This window comes from Pseudoalteromonas ruthenica (assembly GCF_008808095.1).
Taxonomy (GTDB): domain Bacteria; phylum Pseudomonadota; class Gammaproteobacteria; order Enterobacterales; family Alteromonadaceae; genus Pseudoalteromonas; species Pseudoalteromonas ruthenica.
This window is the reverse complement of the sequence record NZ_CP023396.1, coordinates 2,179,721-2,200,427: the sequence shown is the minus strand read 5'-3', so window position 1 is coordinate 2,200,427 and position 20,707 is coordinate 2,179,721. Positions and strand designations below refer to the sequence as shown.

Sequence of the window (20,707 nt, the reverse complement as noted above, 5' to 3'; positions counted from 1 at the left end):
GCATTAAGCTCCTGCTAAATCGTCGAGTATGTGGCCAGCACCTTGAAATGCCAAGGCGGCGATCGTCAATGTGGGGTTACCCGTACCAATGGTTGGAAACACACCGCTTCCTACCATATACAGGTTAGCATGGTCCCATGATTGTTGGCGGTGGTTAAGCACCGAGGTCGCTGGGTCATCCCCCATGCGATAGGTGCCAACGATATGCCCTGCGCCATAAAACTTAAAATTATGTAAGGTGCCACTGTCATCTTGGTATTGGAATTTTGTCGCCGAGGCATCCTCGGCATTACTGAGGTTGGGCTCGCCGGGGTCTTGAGTATATTCGGTGGCGCCTAATTGGGTGAACAACTCTGTGGTAATTTGTTTCGCCGAAACAAACGCCTTACGCTCGTAATCGGATGCCAAGCGGTAGGTGACCTTGGGTCTTGGCAAGCCAAGGTTGTCCTTCAGCGTCGAAGATAGCTCGACTCGGTTATTGGCATCGGGGAGTTGCTCAATTAGGTAACCTAAACGCAGTTGGCGGGTGTAGGCCTGATTCAAGGTCTGCACCAGTTGTTGACCGAACAACTTACTATTCGCCGGTAAGTTATCATCTAAGCGTAGCTCTTGTCCTTGTTGATTCACCGAGTTGCCATTCAACTGACTATTGTTCTGCCCAAATATGAAATCAGCGAGTGTCGTGCCGGGATCATTAGCGGCCCATTGCCAGCCCTCGTTACCAATCTCGATGCGATAAGCTGAGCGCTGTTTACGAAAGTCGCCATCGCGCAGCGATTCAATGCCACCTGTGGAAAGTGGACCGCGATACGGGTAAATTGGCTTTTCCGCTAGTCCCCAGCCTAAATACATAATATGGTCCATGAGGTTGCGGCCCACCTGATCGCTGCTGTTAGCAACCCCGTTTTCGAAGCCAGGGTTTTTATTCGACATAAGCAGTAGTTTCGGAGTTTCAATAGCGTGCGCGGCAAGCACAAAGCGTTTGCCAGTGACCGAACCCTGACCAGTGGCAATGCCGTTAGCATGGGTATAGCTGATGTAATCAATGGCGCATACCTGTTGGGTCGTGCTATCGAGCTGGATATTGCTTGCCACATGTTGATAGCGGATCTCAACGTTGCCGGTTTGCAGTGCTCGAGCCAAGGTCACGGTGGCATCATATTTAGCCTGAATAGGGCAAATAGGTATGCAGTTGGTGTTGCCGGCGCATTGGCGGCGCTCACCGGGGCGAGAGTTTCGTCCCTGTGGCGTTGGCGATACATAGACTTCATTGCCCTCATATTTCATGCCCAAGGTGGCATGCTCGTAGACTCTGTCTTGTAGGGCAGGGACGATCCCCGGCATGGGGAAATCATAATGAGCACCGTAGGTGCCGCTGGGGTCGACGCCAAACTGCTCATACAGGCGTTGCATCCGCTGTTTGTCGCCAGCGACGTTTATCTCTTGGTCCGCTTTTTCATAAAACGGCACTAAGTCCTGATAAAACTGCTCACCACCGGGCCAATCAACCCCTTGGCCATACAAGGTTTTAAGCTCAAAATCTTGTGGTAACAAGCGCAAGCAGGTGCCTAACCAGTGCCATGTGGTACCGCCACCGATGCGTTCGTAGGAGCTGGCAAAAGCAAACTTAGCATTTAAACTCGTGCCGCTGACATTGGCATCTTGCGGTGGATAATCAAAGTAACATTGTGTCGGTTTACGCCAAGCATCCACTTGTAATACTGTGTATCTTGGTGTGTTTTCGGTACTGGGATCGGGTAAGCCAAGGGGATTGTCTAGGCTATTTGCCACCGCATTCTGTGTTGCCGGTGGGTACGGGCTTTCAGGTGTTTTTGCGGCAGCTTTAAAAAAAGTATCCATATATTTGGAGCGATCAGCGGGCACGGCAGGTCCGGCCTCTAAAATAAGTACCTTTTTACCTGCTTTGCCAAGCTCGTAGGCGACAATGGCACCTGCGATTCCTGCGCCGACAATCACCACATCATATTCGGTTTTGCTATTCATCATGTTACTCCTTATTGCTCGCTGCTGTGGCCGGTAAAGTCACTTAATGTGGCGCTGGGCTTCTCCGCCCAATAGCCGTAGCGTTCATTCGAATCGCCCATAGGGTGGGCTTGCATGACCTGCCACACCAGCCCTGCAGAGTAAGCTTTACTTGACACTATGGTGAAGTCGGTACGGCTATTGTCCTTTGGGACACTGGGCCAGGCCCCCATATACCAAAGGTAAATGAGTTGTCGGCAGGCCATGGTGAAGTCAGCGCCGTTGCGCTCGCTGAGCATGGCCTCACCAATTTTTTGATCTGACAAGGGCGGTTGAACGCTTTTTAGGTCGCTGTAAGTGGCGAGAATTTTGCTGCTTAAGCCGTTACTTTGCTCATCAACCTTTTCTTGCCACAGCGGCAGGTACTCAGATTTGATATCAATAGGGTCGATTTGCGGCGCGAGTTTGCTCTCGGCAAAGCCTGTTAAAACGGCACTCAAGCCGATGAAATTATCCATTTTACTCATTACTTTTCTCCTTTGGCTTGTGCACGTTGTAGTAGGTAGGTGAAATCAGCAAAGCGGCCATTGGTCATGGCGGCATTGTTGTGACAGCCAATACAGCTTGATGACGTTTGTTTAACCTCGCCTTGTATGTAAGTCTCCAAGGTGGTATTGGCAAGAAAGCTGGGGGCTGGGACGCCGGTTGGATCCGTTTTACTTTGAGCGTCTGTGGGCCACTGAGTGCTCACTAGTTCGTAGTTCACCCAAACGCTTTCGGCAAAGGCGTGCTTGAGTTGGGCATGATATTTCTGATTCAGCTTGTTGGTCGCCTCGTCAATTGCAATTACGCGTTCAACCTGCGAGGGTTGCGTATGGGGTGTGCTTGGGTCCCACGGGCGTGGCGGCGGAGTATTCACCGCAGTGCAATCATCACAGTTGGGTCGGTAATAGTTGTAGCTCTGCTTAGTTGCCGGTTGGCCTTGCGTGGGTGCATTATTAATATGCTCGAAAGTAGACCAAATCCATTGTGGGTTGCCTTCTACTTTTGTGGCGATATGAAAGCCAACTAAGCCAACTCGCTGCAATTGGCACGCAGCTTGAACTCCCTGGTTTTCGTCGGGATTGTTATACACATAGGCATCTACGGTATAAAAACGGCTGCGATCATCGCCTGGGCCCATCACTTTCCAAGCGGCTTTTATCATAATTGCGCCGTCTTTATCCTTACTGTTATCGGTAGACGGAAAGTCAGCGTCGCCTTTGAATTTATGTTGCCCTTGCTGGTTGTAGAGTTCGTTATCAACGATGTAATCGAACATCATTTTATTGGTGAGAATTTCAAAGCGCGTGTACTGGCCATTTTGGTCTATCAGTGGCCCGGTTTGAAACGGCTCACCGCTTTCATCAAGCACATTCGGAGTTTTTCCCACTTGCGACAGCACTAACGCATTATTAGGTGCATCGCACTGAGTTGGCGGCGGGTTGTGCTCTTTCCAGCCGGGCGGTTTGGCGCCGTTAGCTAAAAATATATCGCGACTTTCCTTATAGTGCTGCCATACCACAGCGTTGCCTTGTTGGCCTATGGTTTTGCTGGTATCCGGCAGACCGTCCGCATTTGCAGGCCAATTCAGAGCAATAAAGGACTGCCAAGAAAATACATCAAAGTCATGCTGTAAAGACTGCAATGTGACTGGCTCGGTGACGCTGATGTCTTTGGGTAGATGGGGGGTTAACTGTTGTGTGGGCGTTGTTTGCGCATGGCCGTTAGCAAACGTACTGAGTGCGCCAACAGTGGCAACAGCAATGAGGGGTAGCCTCATATTCAGCTCCTTGAATCAATAGGGTAATGACGGTTAACACGCACTCAGTGCCTGTTAGGTGTACTAACCAATGTAGATTCAAACGCTGGGACTTCACATTACAGTGGGTTACACCGCTAACTGATAGTGGACAACGGGCCAGTCCCCCAGTGGATCATGGTGCACATACTGGCGCTGAAAGCGCATACCTAGGCGCTTCATGACGGCGATGGAACCAAGATTTTCGGCCATCGCGATGGCGCTGAAGTAACGTATTTCTGGTTGCTGTTCAGCAAGACCATGAAGCACCGCATGAGCCGCTTCAGTGGCATAACCTTGGCCCCATGCTGAGTGTTTAAAGCGCTAACCGAGCTCAATATCGTGCCATTTTGGTGCGTCACTGAAAAAATCAAAAGGGCGCACGAGTATCCAGCCGAGATAGGCATCATCTGCGATACGGTTGACTTGCCAAATGCCCCAGCCCTTTGCAGGATTAAGGTATGCGCGAAGGCGAGGCAGAAAAACTTCGTTGATGCTTGCTCTGGAGGTGGGCGTTCCGCCATTAATGTAGCGCATCACCTTGGGGTCTTGGTCTAGTTCGTACAATAGCTCGGCGTCGCTAAGATCCATAAGGCGAAAGCGTAGTCGCGCGCTATTGGTTAGGTTAACCATGTTCTTGCATCCTTAATTCGCTTACAATAAGCGGCTATCGTCGACCTGAGGTATGTGGTGACTAATTCTGTATTAAAACTTCGTGCGCAGCAAATTGCTGATGCCAAACGCGAATACAAAGCCCGAGGCAGTAAGCTCAGCCGTTGTGAACATTGCTTGTTAGCGCAGTCATTATGTATTTGTGCCGGGGTTGAAACGGTGCCTTGTGATGTTGCGGTGTGTTTGTTGATGTATCATAACGAGAGTTTTAAACCCTCTAATACCGGTCGGCTCATTGCCGATATCGTGCCGCAGAACTTTGCTTTTCGCTGGGATAGAACCGATCCAGACCCTGCATTATTAGCGCTATTAGAAGATAGTCGTTATCAGCCGTGGGTGGTGTTCCCGGAGCAAGGCGTTGAACCACAACGAGTCTGTACTGAGGTACAGCCTATTGAGGGCAAAACGCCTTTGTTTATTTTCCTTGACGGCACTTGGCGTGAGGCGAAAAAAATGATGCGTAAATCTCCTTATTTAGATGGTTTTCCGGTGCTATCCATTGCCCCAGAGCAGGTGTCGGACTATCGCTTACGTATTGCCCCACATGAGCATCAGTTAGGGACTGCTGAAGTGGCTATTATGGTTTTAGAGTTAGCTGAACAGCACCAAGCTGCAAGCAAGCTCGCCGAGCATTTTATTGACTTTCGCAACGCTTATCTTAAAGGTAAACGTTCTAAGCTTTAGCCCCCACAGATATTCATTTAATGGCCTGATTTTGCTAGACTCGGTGTTCCTTTTTTAATCCACTAGGGATGCCAAGCTGCGCATGAATGCACGTCTATGTTTGCTGGCCTGTGCCGTGGCTCAAAGTTTGAGTCTCAGTGCACACGCTGATGAAAGTGATATTGAAAAGATCATTGTAACGGGTGACTTTAAAAGCGAATCAATCCAAGAGCTTAGCGCTAGCGCAAGCTTGTTCTCCGAGGCTGATATTGCCTCCCGCGAAGCCAAATATTTAGATGAGCTACTTAACCAAGCTGCCAATGTGAATTTTACTGCCGGCGCGTCGCGCGGTAAGTTTGTGCAAATTCGTGGTATCGGCTTGCGTTCGCAGTTTGTTGACCCTGTTAATCCATCGGTCGGAGTGGTGATTGATGGTATTAATTACTCCGGCCTTGGCGGCGCCGCAATGCTGTTTGATGTTGACCAAGTAGAGATTTATCGAGGCCCACAAGGCACGCGTTTTGGCGCCGATGCGCTTGCGGGGATGATCCACATGGAAAGCGCTGAGCCAACCTTGGAGCCTAGTGTTAAGGTGAAGCTTGGTGCGGGTAACTACAATGCGTGGGATGCCGGTATTGCTGCAGGCACTGGGTTTGGTGAAAAAAGCAGTGTGCGCGCGAGCTTCTATCAAAATAAGTCAGACGGCTATGTTGATAACCAGTACCTTGATAGCAACAGTCAAAATATTGATGAGCAAGTCGCCCGCATAAAGCTGCACTCGCAAATTACTGAGCATTGGCGTACGGAGCTCGTTGCTCATTATATGGATATTGATAACGGCTATGATGCGTTCACCTTAGATAATACCCGTATCAGTGTGGCCGATGAGCCAGGTAAAGATACTCAAGAGAGTGTTGCTGTGGGGCTGAGCAATATCTACAGCGGCTTTAACTTTGCCGATGTGCAATTTAACTTAACCGGTTTAGACGCTGACCTTTTGTATAGTTACGATGAAGATTGGGTGTGTAATGACCCCGAGCAGCCAGCGTTGTGTTTAGAGGGCTTGCATCCCTATGCTTACAGCTCCACTGACAGCTATCAACGTGACCGTCAAGATTACACCGCAGAGCTACAACTTAGCGGCAAAGCGGGGAATTGGGTCTCTGGGCTATATTACCAGTCTCGCGATGTTGACTTATTGCGTCAGTACACCTGGAATGCCGGTGATTTCACATCGACCTATGACAGTGAAAATATTGCCTTATATGGGCAAATAGAAATGCCTATCAGCGACAAAACGCGGTTGGTCACGGGACTTCGCGTTGAGCGCAATGAGGGCCAATACAGTGACTCCGCTGCGGTCGTCGAGAATGTGGACGACACCATGGTCGGTGCAAAAGTGGCGCTTGAGTATCAAGTAGTGCCGAGAACGATGATTTATACCAGTATCAGCCGAGGCTACAAAGCCGGTGGTATCAATGCCGAAGCCATCGCCAAGGCTAATGACGAAGGGTTAAGCCAAGATGCTGATTTTTTCTTAAACCATCGCACTTTCGATCCAGAGTACTTATGGAATGCTGAGTTCGGCGTGAAGGGCAGCTCGGCCGATAAGCGCCTTAATTTACGCATCACCGCGTTTTATATGTATCGCGATAATATCCAGCTAAAAGCCTGGAAAACCGAAGACCAGCAGTTCGCAGGCTACTTTGATAACGGCAACAGCGGCGAAAACTACGGCCTTGAAATTGAAGGCGAGTATGCTGTTTCTAAGCGCTTAACCTTAACGGGCAGTGTCGGTGCACTGGACAGTGAAATCGATGGTTTTGTTACCGCTGAGGGCGTTGATCAAAGTGACCGCGATCAAGCGCAAGCGCCCCATTATCAGTATGCATTGAACGCCCGTTTTGACATCACCGACGCGCTATTCGTGAACTTAGGGGTAGAAGGCAAAGACGAGTACTATTTCTCAAATAGCCATAATTCGAAGTCGCCGAGCTACAACCTTGTTAATGCCAGTGTTGGCTACCAAGCCGAATATTGGGGAGTGAACTTCTGGGTGCGCAATGCCCTAGATAAAGACTACTACAATCGCGGCTTTAAATTCGGCAATAACCCAGTGAATGGTTACATCGCGCAAACTTACGTGCAATATGCCGAGCCAAGAGTTGCGGGCGTCAGCTTTAACTACGGTTTTTAGAGAGCAATAAAAAACGCGAGCCTAAGCTCGCGTTTTTTCTATTATGCTTGATAGTTCAAGCGCCGGTCACGACATTACTTCAGTAGTGACTCTGTTAATACCGGGCGAATTTCTTTTACAATAGCTTTAGCGAGTTTTGGTGAACCGCAGATCACGTTACCGCTTTTCTCGTGGTTAGCACCGCCAGCAAAATCCATCACCAAACCACCGGCTTCTTTTACCAATAGTTGACCTGCAGCGGTATCCCAAGGTTTCAAACCAATCTCAAAGAAGCCATCAACACGGCCTGCCGCCACATACGCCATATCTAACGCGGCAGAGCCCGCGCGACGAATATCGGCAGTGTATACAAATAGTGATTTAAACGCTTCCATGTATGCATCCATGTGATGCTTTTGTTTAAATGGGAAGCCTGTGGCTAGCACTGTGCCAGAAAGCTCTTTAGCGTTACTAACACGAATACGCTTGCTATTAAGTTGCGCGCCTTGACCTCGACTTGCAGTGAAAAGCTCACCACGGATAGGATCATAGACAACGGCCTGTTCGATACGGCCTTTTACCTTTAAGGCAATAGAGACGCAGAAGTGCGGGATATCTTTAATGAAGTTAGTGGTGCCATCGAGGGGATCGATCACCCAAAGGTAGTCAGCATCAGTGCCATTATGTTGGCCTAACTCTTCCCCTATAATACTGTGGTTAGGGTAAGATTTTAAGATGGTTTCGCGAATAACGGCTTCCGCCTCTTTATCAACGCTGGTTACAAAGTCATTGCTGCCTTTTTGGCTGGCTTCTACTTTTGATAAATCTTCACAGGCGCGCAAAATCACCTTGCTTGCGTTTCGCGCAGCGCGAATCGCAATGTTTAACATCGGATGCATAGCATTACCTTTGGGTTGTAAAAGAACAATATTTCGAGCCGGCGTATTCTAGCGGTTTTTCAACTAAAGTAAATACGCGAGTAAAAATAACCTGATGGTTTTTTGTGCAGCGCTGTTTTGCTTAGAAAAATTTTTCAGCGGCTCTCTACCTAGGGTTATGATAAACTACGGCGTATTGTAATTTACTAAAGAATAAACACCGTACTATGGCACTTGAGAACATTCGCATCGTTTTGGTTAACACCTCGCATTCAGGTAATATTGGCTCGGCGGCTCGAGCAATGAAAACCATGGGTTTTAGTAACCTTTATCTTGTTGACCCAGCCTGTGAAATTGATAGTCATGCCAGCGCACTCGCAGCTGGAGCTACGGATGTTTTAGGGCAGGCTCAAGTGGTCGATACGCTAGAGCAAGCACTTGAAGGCTGTGTATTGGCCATCGGCACTAGCGCCCGTTCTCGAACTTTGAGCTGGCCGATGGTAGACCCTCGCCAATGCGGTGAAAAACTTGTTAAAGAAGGCGAAAGTAGCCCTGTGGCATTGGTTTTTGGTCGTGAAAACAGCGGCCTAACCAATGAAGAGTTGCAGCTATGTAATTTCCATGTGTGTATTCCGGCGAACCCAGACTACAGCTCATTGAACCTAGCCATGGCGGTACAAACTCTGTGTTATGAGACGCGCATGCAGTTTTTAGATACTCAAGAGCAAGCGGTCGAACAAGACGACAACGAATACCCTACCAATGAACAAATGCAGCGCTTCTATGAACACTTGCAAAGTACCTTTAGCAACACCGGATTTATCATCAAACAGCACCCTGGCCAGGTGATGACAAAACTAAAACGTTTGTTTAACCGTGCCCGCCCAGAGCAACAAGAGCTCAATATTCTGCGCGGTATGCTGACTTCCGTAGATAAACAGCAAAACAACCAAGACTGATACTCAGAAACGTCACTAGAGCGCCACTGTGAAGGGGCGCTCGTGATCCCTCTATACACTGCAGGTTAATACTTGACTATTTTACTCAGGTAATTACAATGACAGTCAATACCCGAGTATTTTACTCAAGTACTTCCAGTAAATACTTGACTCTAATACTCAGGTAATTAAAATTCACACTCTTGAAGAGTATGGGGGCGATATGAAGTTAACATCCAAAGGCAGATATGCGGTTACCGCGATGCTCGATGTTGCGCTGCACACCGATGCAGGGCCCGTTCCCCTTGCCGATATTTCACAGCGGCAGGAAATCTCATTATCTTATCTTGAACAATTATTCGCTCGCCTACGTAAGCAAGGGTTAGTGACCTCAGTGCGCGGTCCAGGCGGCGGTTATTTACTAGGTAAAGAAGCCGGTGCTATTTCGGTCGGCGATGTTATCAGTGCGGTTAATGAGTCGGTGGATGCCACTCGTTGTCATGGCGCTGATGGTGGGTGTCAAAGCGGCATGCGCTGTTTGACCCACACTTTGTGGTCTGACTTAAGTCAGCGCATAGAAGAGTTTTTACATGGTATTAGTTTATCTGAGTTAGTCAGCAAATCTGACATTAAAGAAGTGGCCGATCGCCAAGATAAACAGCTTAATGATGCCATTAGCAAGTTAGAAAATATTCAAGTCAGCTGTCAACTGTAAGCAACTAGGTTGCCGTAAGCGGAGAAAGTAATGAAGTTACCGATTTATTTAGATTATGCAGCAACAACGCCGGTGGACCCGCGCGTTGCCGAAGAAATGATGCAATGCCTGACAATGGAAGGTAATTTTGGTAACCCCGCATCGCGTTCACACCGCTTCGGTTGGCAAGCGGAAGAAGCGGTCGATCAGGCGCGTCACGACATTGCCGATTTAATCAACGCCGATGCCCGTGAAATTGTATTTACTTCGGGTGCGACTGAATCGAATAACCTAGCTATTAAAGGCGCCGCTAACTTTTATAAGAAAAAAGGTAAGCACGTGATTACCGTGCGTACCGAGCACAAAGCGGTGATCGATACCTGTCGTGAGCTTGAGCGTCAGGGCTTCGAAGTGACGTATATGGACGTTGAAGAAAACGGCCTACTTGATTTGAAAAAGCTGGAAGCAGCAATGCGTGACGACACCATTTTGGTGAGCGTGATGCACGTAAATAACGAACTTGGTGTCATTCAAGACATCGCCACCATCGGTGAGATGTGTCGCGAACGTAAAATTATGTTCCATGTCGACGCCGCTCAAAGCGCCGGTAAGGTGAAAATTGACTTACAAGAGTTAAAAGTCGACTTCATGTCATTTTCTGGCCACAAAGTATATGGCCCTAAAGGCATTGGTGCATTGTATGTGCGCCGTAAGCCACGTGCGCGTTTAGAAGCGCAAATGCACGGTGGTGGTCATGAGCGTGGTATGCGCTCGGGCACGCTGGCAACGCATCAAATCGTTGGCATGGGCGCGGCATTCCGCTATGCCAAACAGGACTTTGATAAAGACCATGCACACATCAGTGCCCTGCGTCAGCGTTTAATTGACGGCATTATGAATGACATGGACGAAGTGTATTTTAACGGTGCACCGGAGCAGTCGGTTCCTGGTATTACCAACATTAGCTTCAACTTTGTTGAGGGTGAGTCGCTGTTAATGGCAGTGAAAGACATTGCCGTATCTTCTGGCTCAGCCTGTACATCAGCAAGCTTGGAGCCGTCTTACGTGCTGCGTGCACTAGGTCGTAACGATGAGCTAGCACACAGCTCGATTCGCTTCAGTATTGGTCGTTTCACCACTGAAGAGGAAATCGATTACACCGTAAAACTTATTAAAGAGTCCATTGGCCGCTTGCGTGAAATGTCTCCGTTGTGGGAGATGCACCAAGAAGGGATTGATTTAGAATCGGTTGAATGGGCACATCATTAAGCCTTGGCGAATGACAAGGTAGCGAGGTAAAAGTTATGGCATACAGTGATAAAGTAATTGATCATGTTGAAAACCCACGTAACGTGGGCGTTCTAGACAAAAACGATCCCAGCGTTGCAACTGGTATGGTCGGCGCACCTGCGTGTGGCGACGTTATGAAGTTGCAAATCAAGGTATCTGATACAGGTGTCATCGAAGACGCTAAGTTCAAAACCTATGGCTGTGGTAGTGCAATCGCATCATCATCGCTGGTCACCGAATGGGTGAAAGGCAAAACTTTAGATGAAGCGGCGACTATCAAAAATACCGACATCAGTGCAGAGCTAGAGTTACCACCAGTGAAAATTCACTGTTCAATCCTAGCGGAAGATGCAATCCAAGCAGCAATCAAAGATTACAAGAGCAAGCAAGACAAATAAGGCGGCAGTATATGGCAATCACCTTAACAGACTCAGCAGCAGACCGAGTTAAATCCTTCCTCGCAAACCGTGGCAAGGGCATAGGTTTGCGCGTGGGGATCAAAACCACCGGCTGTTCGGGGCTTGCCTATGTGCTAGAGTTTGTCGACGAGCTCAGCGAAGGAGATCAAACCTTCGAAGACAAGGGCGTAACCCTGATCATTGATGCAAAAAGCCTGGTGTATATTGATGGCACTGAACTGGACTTCACCAAAGAAGGGTTGAATGAAGGGTTTAAGTTTAATAACCCGAACCAAAGTGGTGAATGTGGCTGCGGCGAGAGCTTCACTGTTTAATAACCAACAGTGAGTACGCCGAAGCGGTGTGCATCGCACGTTTTTAAGCCCTACCCAATGTAGGGCTTTTCATTATAGGGTTTAACCAATGCGTTATTTTGAACTATTTTCTATTCCAGTCAGCTTTACGGTTGATTTAACCTTAATTAATGAGCGCTATTTAGAGTTGCAACGTGCTGCTCACCCAGACAGACACAGTGGTGGCAGTGAGCGAGATAAACTCGTCGCCGTGCAAAAAACAGCGGAAATCAATGATGCGTTGCAAACGCTTAAGCACCCAGTAAAGCGCGCAGAGTATATGCTGGCTGAGCTTGGGGTGGATTTGCGCGGCGAACAGCAGACGCTGCAAGACCCTGAATTTTTAATGCAGCAAATGGAGCTGCGTGAAGAGCTTGAAGAATTGCAATCAGCCAGCGACCCGGATACGGCCATCGCTGAGTTTGAAAAGCACATTGCTGCCTTAGATAAGCAATACAGCAATGAACTCGCGACGCTGTTAGCGAGCGACGATTCAGCACAGTGGCACAAGGCTGCAGATGACGTGCGCAAACTGAAGTTTGTCTACAAGTTACGAGATGAACTAGAACGCATTGAAGATGAGTTATTTGACTAGCGCATTAAACGAAAAGGTTTTTTAGATTACATGGCATTATTGCAAATCGCTGAGCCGGGGCAAAGCGCGGCACCACATGAACACAAACTCGCTGTGGGAATTGATTTAGGCACCACCAACTCGCTTGTTGCCACGGTGCAAAGCGGTGAGGCAAAAACCTTAGCTAATGAGCAAGGTGAGGCTATTTTACCCTCTGTTGTGCGTTATTTAGAGCAAGACGTGGTCGTCGGCACCGACGCCCAGCAGCACGCTGCAGATGACCCTCATAATACGCTGATCTCGGTTAAGCGCTTTTTAGGTAAGACCCAAGAGGAAATCGAAGCCAGTTATGGCCAGCTGCCGTATCAGTTCACTGATACCAATAACAGCCTGCACATTCACACTCGTCAAGGCGATATCAGCCCAGTACAAGCTTCCAGTGAGATTCTCAAAGCATTGCGTAACCGCGCCGAGCAAAGCTTCGGCGGTGAGGACATCACCGGGGCGGTGATCACCGTGCCTGCCTATTTTGATGATGCCCAGCGCCAAAGCACCAAAGATGCGGCCCAATTAGCAGGGCTAAAAGTGTTGCGCTTACTGAATGAACCAACCGCAGCGGCGGTGGCATACGGTTTAGATTCGGGCCAAGAAGGGGTGATTGCCGTTTATGATCTCGGTGGCGGTACCTTCGATATCTCTATTTTGCGCTTAAACAAAGGCGTGTTTGAAGTGCTGGCAACCGGTGGCGATTCAGCTCTGGGCGGCGATGACTTTGATTCTTTGCTGGTGGATTACTTTAAGCAGCAAACCGGCGTTACGCAATTAACGGCCAATACCTTACGGTTATTTATCAATAAAGCCAAAGCCTGTAAGGAAGCACTGACAAGCTATGGCAAAGTGAATGTGGTGTTGGAGTTTGATGGTCAATCTCACACCGTTACCGTGACCCGTGAACAGTTTGCCGAGCTGGCACAGCCGCTAGTTAAGAAAACCTTACGCAGCTGTCGCCGGGCGTTAAAAGATGCCCAAATCAGCAACGAAGAAGTGCTCGAAGTGGTGATGGTCGGTGGCTCGACTCGAATGCCGCTAGTGCGTGAGCAAGTGGCCGAGTTTTTTGCCAAACAGCCATTAACCAGCATTGACCCAGATCGTGTTGTTGCCGTCGGCGCTGCGATTCAAGCCGATATTTTAGTCGGGAATAAGCCTGACTCTGATATGTTATTGCTTGATGTGTTGCCGCTGTCTTTAGGATTAGAAACCATGGGTGGCTTGGTGGAGAAAATCATTCCCCGCAATACCACAATTCCGGTTGCACGGGCGCAAGAGTTCACCACGTTCAAAGATGGGCAAACAGCCATGTCGTTGCATGTTTTGCAGGGCGAGCGAGAGCTGGTTGACGATTGTCGTTCTCTGGCGAAATTCAGCTTAAAAGGAATCCCGCCCATGGCCGCTGGTGCAGCGCACATTCGGGTTACCTTTAATGTTGATGCTGATGGCTTACTGAGTGTGACGGCGATGGAAAAATCCACCGGTGTGCAAGCAGAGATTCAGGTCAAACCTTCTTATGGTCTATCTGATGATCAGGTTGCCGAGATGCTTACATCGTCAATGAGCAACGCGAAAGAAGACATGCAAGCGCGTATGCTTAAAGAGCAGCAAGTAGAGGCGCTACGGGTTGTTGAGGCACTAGAAGCTTCATTGGCAACCGACAGTCACTTGCTTGATGAGCAAGAGTTGAATGCGCTGCGAGCAGCCATGGCGGAGCTCACGGAAATTAGCAGTCAGGCCGATGAGCCACAGCAAATTAAACAAGCAATTGAGAAAGTTGATGCGGCCAGCAGCGAGTTTGCTGCGCGTCGTATGGATGCATCCATTAAAAAGGCTCTTACGGGCCAGTCAGTAGACGAGGTATAAGCAATGCCACAAATTATCTTTTTACCCCATGATGAATTGTGCCCCGATGGCGCGGCTTTAGAGGCAAAAGAGGGCGAAACAGTCCTTGATGTGGCACTGAAAAATGGCATCAGTATTCCCCATGCTTGCGAAAAATCTTGTGCCTGCACTACCTGTCACGTGGTGATCCGCGAAGGGTTTGATTCTTTAGAAGAAAGTGATGAACTTGAAGATGACATGCTTGATAAAGCCTGGGGACTTGAGGCCGAATCACGCCTTGGGTGCCAAGCCAAAATTCATGACGAAGACTTAGTGGTTGAAATTCCCAAATACAACCTCAACATCGTTAATGAAGAGCATTAATTTGGTTCGAACTTAATTTATGCAAAAAGCCGCTGTAATTTATCTTCAGCGGCTTTTTTGTTTTGGAGGCGCGTTATGGATTCAGCTTGGATATTTCAACACTCATTTATTGATGGGCAATGGCTAAAAGGAGAGGGGGAGTTTGCCGTAACTAACCCCGCCGATGGGAGCGAGATAGTGCGTGCCTCAAGGGTGAGCCCTTCTCAGGTAGAGCAGGCAATAACGAGTGCACAACGTGCTTTTAAAGGTCTCAAAACAACCACTGCTGAGCAGCGAAGCGAAGTACTCTATCGTTGGTATGAGTTGATTATGAAGCATCAACACAGCCTTGCTGAGCTGATGACGCTGGAGCAGGGTAAGCCGTTAGCCGAATCGCAAGGTGAGGTCGCGTATGGTGCCGGGTTTGTAAAATGGTTTGCTGAGCAAGCCAAACGTAGCTATGGTGAAATTATTCCAGCTAGCAAGCCTGAACATCGCATTAGTGTGATTAAGCAAGGCGTTGGTGTAGTTGCTGGCATTACCCCGTGGAACTTTCCCATTGCCATGATCACTCGTAAGGTTGCACCTGCTTATGCGGCGGGCTGTAGCTTTGTGCTTAAGCCCTCAGAACACACACCACTGTGCGCGTTAGCTCTGGCTCACTTGGCGCATCAAGCGGGGTTCCCTCGGGGCGCCTTTAATGTTCTGCTTAGTGATGATGCTAAAGCGGTTGGGGAACAACTTACGGTCAGCGAAACGGTGCGTAAATTCACCTTTACTGGCTCAACCCAGGTCGGCAGCCAGCTGCTAAAACAATGCGCGAATACCATTAAGCGCACCTCTATGGAGCTGGGGGGCAACGCGCCTTTATTGGTGTTCGCCAGTGCTGACTTAGATAAGGCGGCTGATGGCATCATTGCCAGTAAGTTTCGCAATGCTGGGCAGACCTGCGTGTGCGTTAATCGTGTTTTAGCTGACGAGCGCATTGCCGACAAGTTGCTTGCCAAGTTACAGCAGCGAGTGGCCAAATTAAAGGTAGGGTCAGGCACCGAAGAAGGCGTTGATATTGGCCCACTTATTTACCCACAAGCCAAAACGAAAGTGAATGAGCTTATCGACTCGGCGCTGCAAGAAGGCGCGACCTTAGTGGGCGAGCGTCAAAGTCTTGAAGGAAATTTTGTGGCGCCAGTGTTATTGAGTAATGTTACCAGTGAGATGCGTATCAGTCGTGAGGAGATTTTTGGCCCAGTGCTCACGGTTGCCACTTTTAAAGACGAGCAACAGGCACTACAACAGGCCAATGACACTCCCTACGGCTTAGCGGCGTATTTTTACAGTCAAGATGTAGCCCAGATACACCGGGTCGCAGAGACGCTTGAATATGGCATGGTAGGTATCAATGAAGGACTCATTTCTAATCCTGTAGCACCCTTTGGCGGGGTGAAACAGTCTGGTCTTGGCCGTGAAGGGGGGCACCAAGGGTTAGAAGAGTACCTCGAAGAGAAGTATTTGTGTCTCAACCTTGATTAACAGCTTAAGTGGGGGCGCGTGCAAACGCGCCTCATCTGGATTCCCTCCCAACTATTTGCTCAACTCCCTCAGTTATCTGTACACTCTACCTTTTGTCGTAGTAATTGGACGAATATGAGTGCAGCAACGCTAAGTTTAGTTATTCTTGCTGGCGGCTTAGGGAGTCGTTTTGGTGGCACCAAGCAGGTGGCGGTATTGCCGGGTTTGCAAAAGACTATAATGCAATTGAGTATTGAAGACGCTTATAGGGCGGGGGTGCGCCATTTAGTATTGGTCATTAACCAACAAGTACGGGCGACGCTGTGCGAGCATATATTACCGCAATTACCAAAGGACATGAGTGTTGACTTGGTCGAGCAACATATCAGTGATGTACCAGCGGCTTATGCTCACTTAGTACATGAGCGCAATAAGCCTTGGGGAACTGGCCATGCTTTGCTATGTGCGAGAGACAAGGTGAGGGATAAAGCCATCGTGATCACCGCCGATGACTATTATGGTGAGCACGCCTATCAGCAAGTGGTGGCACACTTTGAGCACAGTGAGCACTGGGCCTGTGTTGCTTACCCGGTGGTGAGTACCTGTAGTGAGCAGGGCGGCGTGAATCGGGGGATCTGTCAGCTTAACAGCCATAATCAACTTCAACGTGTTGATGAAGTGCTTAATATTCAAAACGTTGATGACGAGCTTGTCGGCTATAATGATAAGGATGAAAGGTTACAAATTGATTCGGGAGCGCTCGCGTCAATGACCTTTTGGGGTGTAGGGCGAGCATTATTTGATGTGTTAGCGGATAATTTCGAGCGCTTTTTGGCGCGCACTGACAACGGTGTCAAAAAAGAGTATTATCTTCCCGATCAAATACAATATTGCATTGACCATCATTTGGCGACCGTTGATGTTTACCCTGCCACACAGCCCTGGCTCGGCATGACTTATAAAGATGAACTCGCTGTAATCGCAAAAAAAATAAAACAGCTCAAGGGATTAAGCAATGAGCGAAGCGGCACTCAAGATTGAACCTATGAATACAGACTCTCATGCGCAGTTATTGGCGCACCAGTTCGGCTTTGAGCCGACCCAGCTTAGTTTAAATCCCATTGGTAATGGTCACATTAATACCACCATGTTATTGAAACATGCTCACGGCGCGGTCGTGGTACAACGCCTCAATACCGATGTGTTTCCTAAGCCTGATAAGCTGGTCGCGAATGCCCGTAAAATCGAACAGCACTTGCTTAAAAAGCATCATAAACAACAATATCAGCTTGATATTATTAAACATGTAGCCACTACAGATCAGCGCTACCTACTCGATATCAACGGTGAGAAATGGCGTGCATTGGAGTTTATCGGTGGTAGTTACAGCGAGGAAGTGGTGCGCTCACCAAGCCAAGCGAGGGTCGCGGCTAATGCGTTCGGTCAATTTGCAGCAGCGCTTGAGGATTTCGACGCCGAGCAGCTTTATCCGGTGATTAAGGACTTTCATAACTTAGCAATGCGCTTGGACATGCTCGAGCAAGCGGTGCAAGCGGATAGCCAAGGGCGTGTAGCAAAGGTGGATGAGCAATTAGCCTTTTGCCAACAGCAAACCCATCTTGTGCACCAATTGGCAGAACTTGTGACCTGTGTTCCAGTGCGTCCATGTCATAACGACACCAAGATAAATAACATGCTCTTTAGCAACAAAACCGATCAGGCCAAGGCGGTCATTGACCTAGATACTTGTATGCCAGGTTATTGGTTATTTGATTTCGGTGATATGGTCCGTACCTTTTGCTCGCCTGAACCCGAAGACAGTACCGAGCTTAGTAATGTGCGGGTGCGTAAAGATATATTTGCCGCTATTGTTGAGGGTTATATTGAGCCATTAAAAGGGCTGATCACGGTACAGGAAAAACGCAGTTTTTGGCTCGGTGCGCAAGTGATGCCATTTATGATTGGTGTACGCTTTTTAACTGATTATATTAATGGCGATAAGTACTTTGCCACTAAGTATCCCGAGCATAATTTGGACAGAGCAAACAATCAGTTTGCCTTGTACCGCGATCTCATCAATAACACCGACACTCTGAAAAAACTGATCGATCACGCTTAGCTTTTTGCTGTCGTCGCGTTATCTCAGCTGACGACAGCTCCAACCAGCGCGTTATTCATCCTGTTCCTTTTGCCTAGCCAACCGCTTTGCGATAGCGTGCTAGTGACGCATTTACCAAGGAATAGATTATGAAGCAGTTTAATCGACGCGATTTCATTAAGGCCGCAGGCGCGGTTGCCGCTGGGGCGGCAACCGCCTCTTTGGCTGGCTGTGCCAGTTCACAACAAGCAGTGACGCCTGCACGCCAAGGCAGTTCAGTGATTGGTTTGGTGGCACCTAAAATGGAGGTTGTTCGGGTCGGCTTTATCGGCGTTGGTCAACGAGGCTACGGCCATGTAAAGCGCATGAGTGCCATTGCAGGCACCGAAATCAAAGCCATCTGCGATACCCACCAAGAAGTGCTGGAGCGCAGCGTCCAGTTCGTTGTTAATAACGGTCAACCTAAGCCCACTGCCTACGGCGATAGTGACTATGCTTATCGCGATATGCTCGCACGCGATGACATTGATATTGTTATTATTTCCACGCCCTGGCAATGGCATGCGCCAATGGCTATCGATACCATGATAAGCGGTAAGCACGCGTTTGTTGAAGTGCCACTGGCGTTGACTGTAGAAGAAATGTGGGAGCTGGTAGATACCGCTGAGCGCACGCAAATGAACTGTATGATGATGGAAAACGTCAATTACGGTCGCGATGAGCTTATGGTGTTAAATATGGTGCGCCAGGGCGTATTTGGTGAGTTACTCCATGGTGAAGCTGCGTACATTCATGAGCTGCGTTGGCAAATGAAAGAAATCACCCATAAGACCGGCTCTTGGCGTACTGCATGGCACACCAAACGTAATGGTAACTTGTATCCAACACATGGTTTAGGTCCGGTGTCGCAATACATGAATATCAATCGTGGCGATCGTTTCGATTACCTCACCTCTATGAGTTCCCCAGCATTAGGACGTGCTGCGTATGCACAGCGCGAATTTCCCCCCGAACACTCGCGTAATCAAATGGAATTCATAGCTGGCGATATGAATACCACGCTGATAAAAACCGTTAAAGGGCGCAGTATTATGGTTCAGCACGATACCACCACTCCTCGCCCTTATAGTCGTCATAATCTTATCCAAGGAACCAACGGCGTGTTTGCCGGCTTCCCTAATCGCATCGCTCTGGAGCAAGGAGGCGGTAAAAGCTTCCATGAGTGGGAGTACGACATGCAGCCATGGTATGACAAATACGATCATCCCTTATGGCAAAAAATGGGTGCGCAAGCAGAGCATAATGGTGGCCATGGTGGTATGGATTTCTTGATGTTTTGGCGCATGATCTACTGTCTGCGCAATGGTGAGCCATTGGATCAAGATGTATACGATGGCGCCGCGTGGTCAGTGATCTCTCCCTTATCTGCGCAGTCGGTGGCTAATCGCAGTGAGTCCTTGAGTATTCCTGATTTTACTCGTGGTGCCTGGAAAAGCGCCACACCATTGGGTATCGTTGGCGCTTAACCCCTCTTTAAATTCGATAGCTTGATACTGAACCTGTTGGGGTGAGTCTATCGAGCAATGGCTGTTTTTGGTTGCGGTGATAAGCAAGCTGATACAACAAAAGTGTCCGATTGCGGACGCATACGTGTCCACAGGCGGACAGCTTAGCTACGAATAAAATGCGTGTTAAATATTTAAGTTATTGATAATTAAACATTTAAATTTTTGGCACGGACCTTGATATTCCTACAGTAAGCGCATCAAAAGATGCTTTAATTAAACTGAAAAAGGAATACAACTATGAAATTCGCACGTATCGCACTTATCACTACTGTAATGACATTGAGCTTTTCTACTCAAGCAGCCAGTCTAGCCGAAGAGGTGGAATTAGCCGTTAAACAAGCGGCTGAGCAAGCACTTGAAAACTTTGTACAAGCGCAACGTGAAGCACTGCGAGCGAGTGTCTCTAATTTGCTAGAGCAAACACTTGATGATGATGTGAATACTGCAGAGAAAAGCAATACATCTGCGCCTCGGTCGTAATTTATGTGTTGCCGTAGTGGGCAGTTTGTTCGGTTAAGCGTACATACTTATCGGCAAGCTGCTCCACACTCTCTTTGTGTGCAGGGTCTGGTTTTATGCAATCAATAGGGCATACTTGCACGCAGGTTGGTTGATCATAGTGACCAACACACTCAGTGCATTTACTCGCCTCGATTTGATAGATTTCTTCGCCCATAAAAATAGCGCCATTAGGGCACTCGGGCTCACACATATCGCAGTTAATACACTTATCGTTGATTAATAAAGCCATCACCACTCCCCTTGTTTCAGCGCGGACGCGATAGTACAAAAAACGTGGTTCAAGCACAGCCTTTTAGTTATCGTTTTACTACTTTGC

20 protein-coding genes and 1 pseudogene are annotated in these 20,707 nt (G+C 48.4%); 15 read left to right on the top strand and 6 right to left on the bottom strand.

Going from position 1 to position 20,707, the window contains the following annotated elements:
- Positions 1–3: 3 nt before the first annotated feature.
- From PRUTH_RS10285 to PRUTH_RS10270, 4 genes and pseudogenes are all read right to left on the bottom strand, one after another.
- Positions 4–2,004: a GMC family oxidoreductase gene (locus tag PRUTH_RS10285; RefSeq protein WP_151173742.1), complete on the bottom strand. Its 2,001-nt coding sequence runs from the start codon at positions 2,002–2,004 to the stop codon at positions 4–6.
- 11 nt (positions 2,005–2,015) lie between these two features.
- Positions 2,016–2,510, bottom strand: coding sequence for a hypothetical protein (locus tag PRUTH_RS10280; protein WP_045980583.1), 495 nt, complete (start codon positions 2,508–2,510; stop codon positions 2,016–2,018).
- Positions 2,510–3,805, bottom strand: a complete 1,296-nt coding sequence (locus tag PRUTH_RS10275) for a hypothetical protein (RefSeq protein WP_151173217.1) — start codon at positions 3,803–3,805, stop codon at positions 2,510–2,512. Before PRUTH_RS10275 ends, PRUTH_RS10280 begins: the two co-directional genes overlap by 1 nt.
- A 108-nt stretch (positions 3,806–3,913) precedes the next feature.
- Positions 3,914–4,456 (bottom strand): annotated as a pseudogene (locus tag PRUTH_RS10270) (GNAT family N-acetyltransferase).
- Positions 4,457–4,513: 57 nt separating this feature from the next.
- Between PRUTH_RS10270 and PRUTH_RS10265 the strand changes: the two are divergent.
- Entirely contained in the window at positions 4,514–5,179 is a 666-nt protein-coding gene (locus PRUTH_RS10265; RefSeq protein WP_151173216.1) for a tRNA-uridine aminocarboxypropyltransferase, read from the top strand.
- Between the two features lie 82 nt (positions 5,180–5,261).
- A complete protein-coding gene (locus tag PRUTH_RS10260) occupies positions 5,262–7,355 on the top strand; it encodes a TonB-dependent receptor (protein WP_151173215.1) in 2,094 nt (697 codons plus the stop codon).
- A gap of 74 nt (positions 7,356–7,429) precedes the next feature.
- Here PRUTH_RS10260 and suhB read toward each other — a convergent pair whose 3' ends face one another.
- On the bottom strand, positions 7,430–8,233 hold the full coding sequence (gene suhB / locus PRUTH_RS10255) for an inositol-1-monophosphatase (RefSeq protein WP_022945497.1): 804 nt from the start codon (positions 8,231–8,233) through the stop codon (positions 7,430–7,432).
- Between the two features lie 206 nt (positions 8,234–8,439).
- Here suhB and trmJ point away from each other — a divergent pair, with 206 nt between their 5' ends.
- The 13 genes from trmJ (at position 8,440) to PRUTH_RS10190 (ending at position 20,349) form a co-directional block, all read left to right on the top strand.
- Positions 8,440–9,171, top strand: coding sequence for a tRNA (cytosine(32)/uridine(32)-2'-O)-methyltransferase TrmJ (gene trmJ, locus PRUTH_RS10250; protein WP_022945496.1), 732 nt, complete (start codon positions 8,440–8,442; stop codon positions 9,169–9,171).
- A gap of 202 nt (positions 9,172–9,373) precedes the next feature.
- Positions 9,374–9,865: a Fe-S cluster assembly transcriptional regulator IscR gene (gene iscR, locus PRUTH_RS10245; RefSeq protein WP_022945495.1), complete on the top strand. Its 492-nt coding sequence runs from the start codon at positions 9,374–9,376 to the stop codon at positions 9,863–9,865.
- Between the two features lie 30 nt (positions 9,866–9,895).
- Entirely contained in the window at positions 9,896–11,113 is a 1,218-nt protein-coding gene (locus PRUTH_RS10240) for an IscS subfamily cysteine desulfurase (RefSeq protein WP_045980587.1), read from the top strand.
- Between the two features lie 35 nt (positions 11,114–11,148).
- Positions 11,149–11,532, top strand: a complete 384-nt coding sequence (gene iscU, locus PRUTH_RS10235) for a Fe-S cluster assembly scaffold IscU (protein WP_022943774.1) — start codon at positions 11,149–11,151, stop codon at positions 11,530–11,532.
- Positions 11,533–11,543: 11 nt separating this feature from the next.
- Positions 11,544–11,867, top strand: coding sequence for an iron-sulfur cluster assembly protein IscA (gene iscA, locus PRUTH_RS10230; RefSeq protein ID WP_022943775.1), 324 nt, complete (start codon positions 11,544–11,546; stop codon positions 11,865–11,867).
- A gap of 88 nt (positions 11,868–11,955) precedes the next feature.
- Complete coding sequence (gene hscB / locus PRUTH_RS10225) at positions 11,956–12,480, top strand: co-chaperone HscB (protein ID WP_045980589.1); 525 nt, start codon at positions 11,956–11,958, stop codon at positions 12,478–12,480.
- Positions 12,481–12,510: 30 nt separating this feature from the next.
- A complete protein-coding gene (gene hscA / locus PRUTH_RS10220; protein ID WP_151173214.1) occupies positions 12,511–14,373 on the top strand; it encodes a Fe-S protein assembly chaperone HscA in 1,863 nt (620 codons plus the stop codon).
- A 3-nt stretch (positions 14,374–14,376) separates the two neighbouring features.
- Positions 14,377–14,715: an ISC system 2Fe-2S type ferredoxin gene (gene fdx / locus PRUTH_RS10215; RefSeq protein ID WP_022943778.1), complete on the top strand. Its 339-nt coding sequence runs from the start codon at positions 14,377–14,379 to the stop codon at positions 14,713–14,715.
- A 75-nt stretch (positions 14,716–14,790) separates the two neighbouring features.
- Entirely contained in the window at positions 14,791–16,224 is a 1,434-nt protein-coding gene (locus PRUTH_RS10210) for an NAD-dependent succinate-semialdehyde dehydrogenase (protein ID WP_151173213.1), read from the top strand.
- Positions 16,225–16,338: 114 nt separating this feature from the next.
- A complete protein-coding gene (locus tag PRUTH_RS10205) occupies positions 16,339–17,244 on the top strand; it encodes a sugar phosphate nucleotidyltransferase (protein ID WP_151173212.1) in 906 nt (301 codons plus the stop codon).
- 4 nt (positions 17,245–17,248) lie between these two features.
- Positions 17,249–18,322: a phosphotransferase enzyme family protein gene (locus PRUTH_RS10200; RefSeq protein WP_151173741.1), complete on the top strand. Its 1,074-nt coding sequence runs from the start codon at positions 17,249–17,251 to the stop codon at positions 18,320–18,322.
- Positions 18,323–18,450: 128 nt separating this feature from the next.
- Positions 18,451–19,827 carry a Gfo/Idh/MocA family protein gene (locus tag PRUTH_RS10195; protein WP_151173211.1) on the top strand — a complete coding sequence of 459 codons (1,377 nt, stop codon included), beginning with the start codon at positions 18,451–18,453 and terminating at the stop codon, positions 19,825–19,827.
- A gap of 279 nt (positions 19,828–20,106) precedes the next feature.
- Positions 20,107–20,349 (top strand): hypothetical protein, encoded by a 243-nt coding sequence (locus PRUTH_RS10190; RefSeq protein ID WP_151173210.1) that lies wholly within the window; start codon positions 20,107–20,109, stop codon positions 20,347–20,349.
- Position 20,350: 1 nt separating this feature from the next.
- Here the strand turns inward: PRUTH_RS10190 and PRUTH_RS10185 are convergent, their stop codons facing one another.
- Positions 20,351–20,620, bottom strand: a complete 270-nt coding sequence (locus PRUTH_RS10185) for a YfhL family 4Fe-4S dicluster ferredoxin (RefSeq protein WP_045979700.1) — start codon at positions 20,618–20,620, stop codon at positions 20,351–20,353.
- Positions 20,621–20,707: the final 87 nt, after the last annotated feature.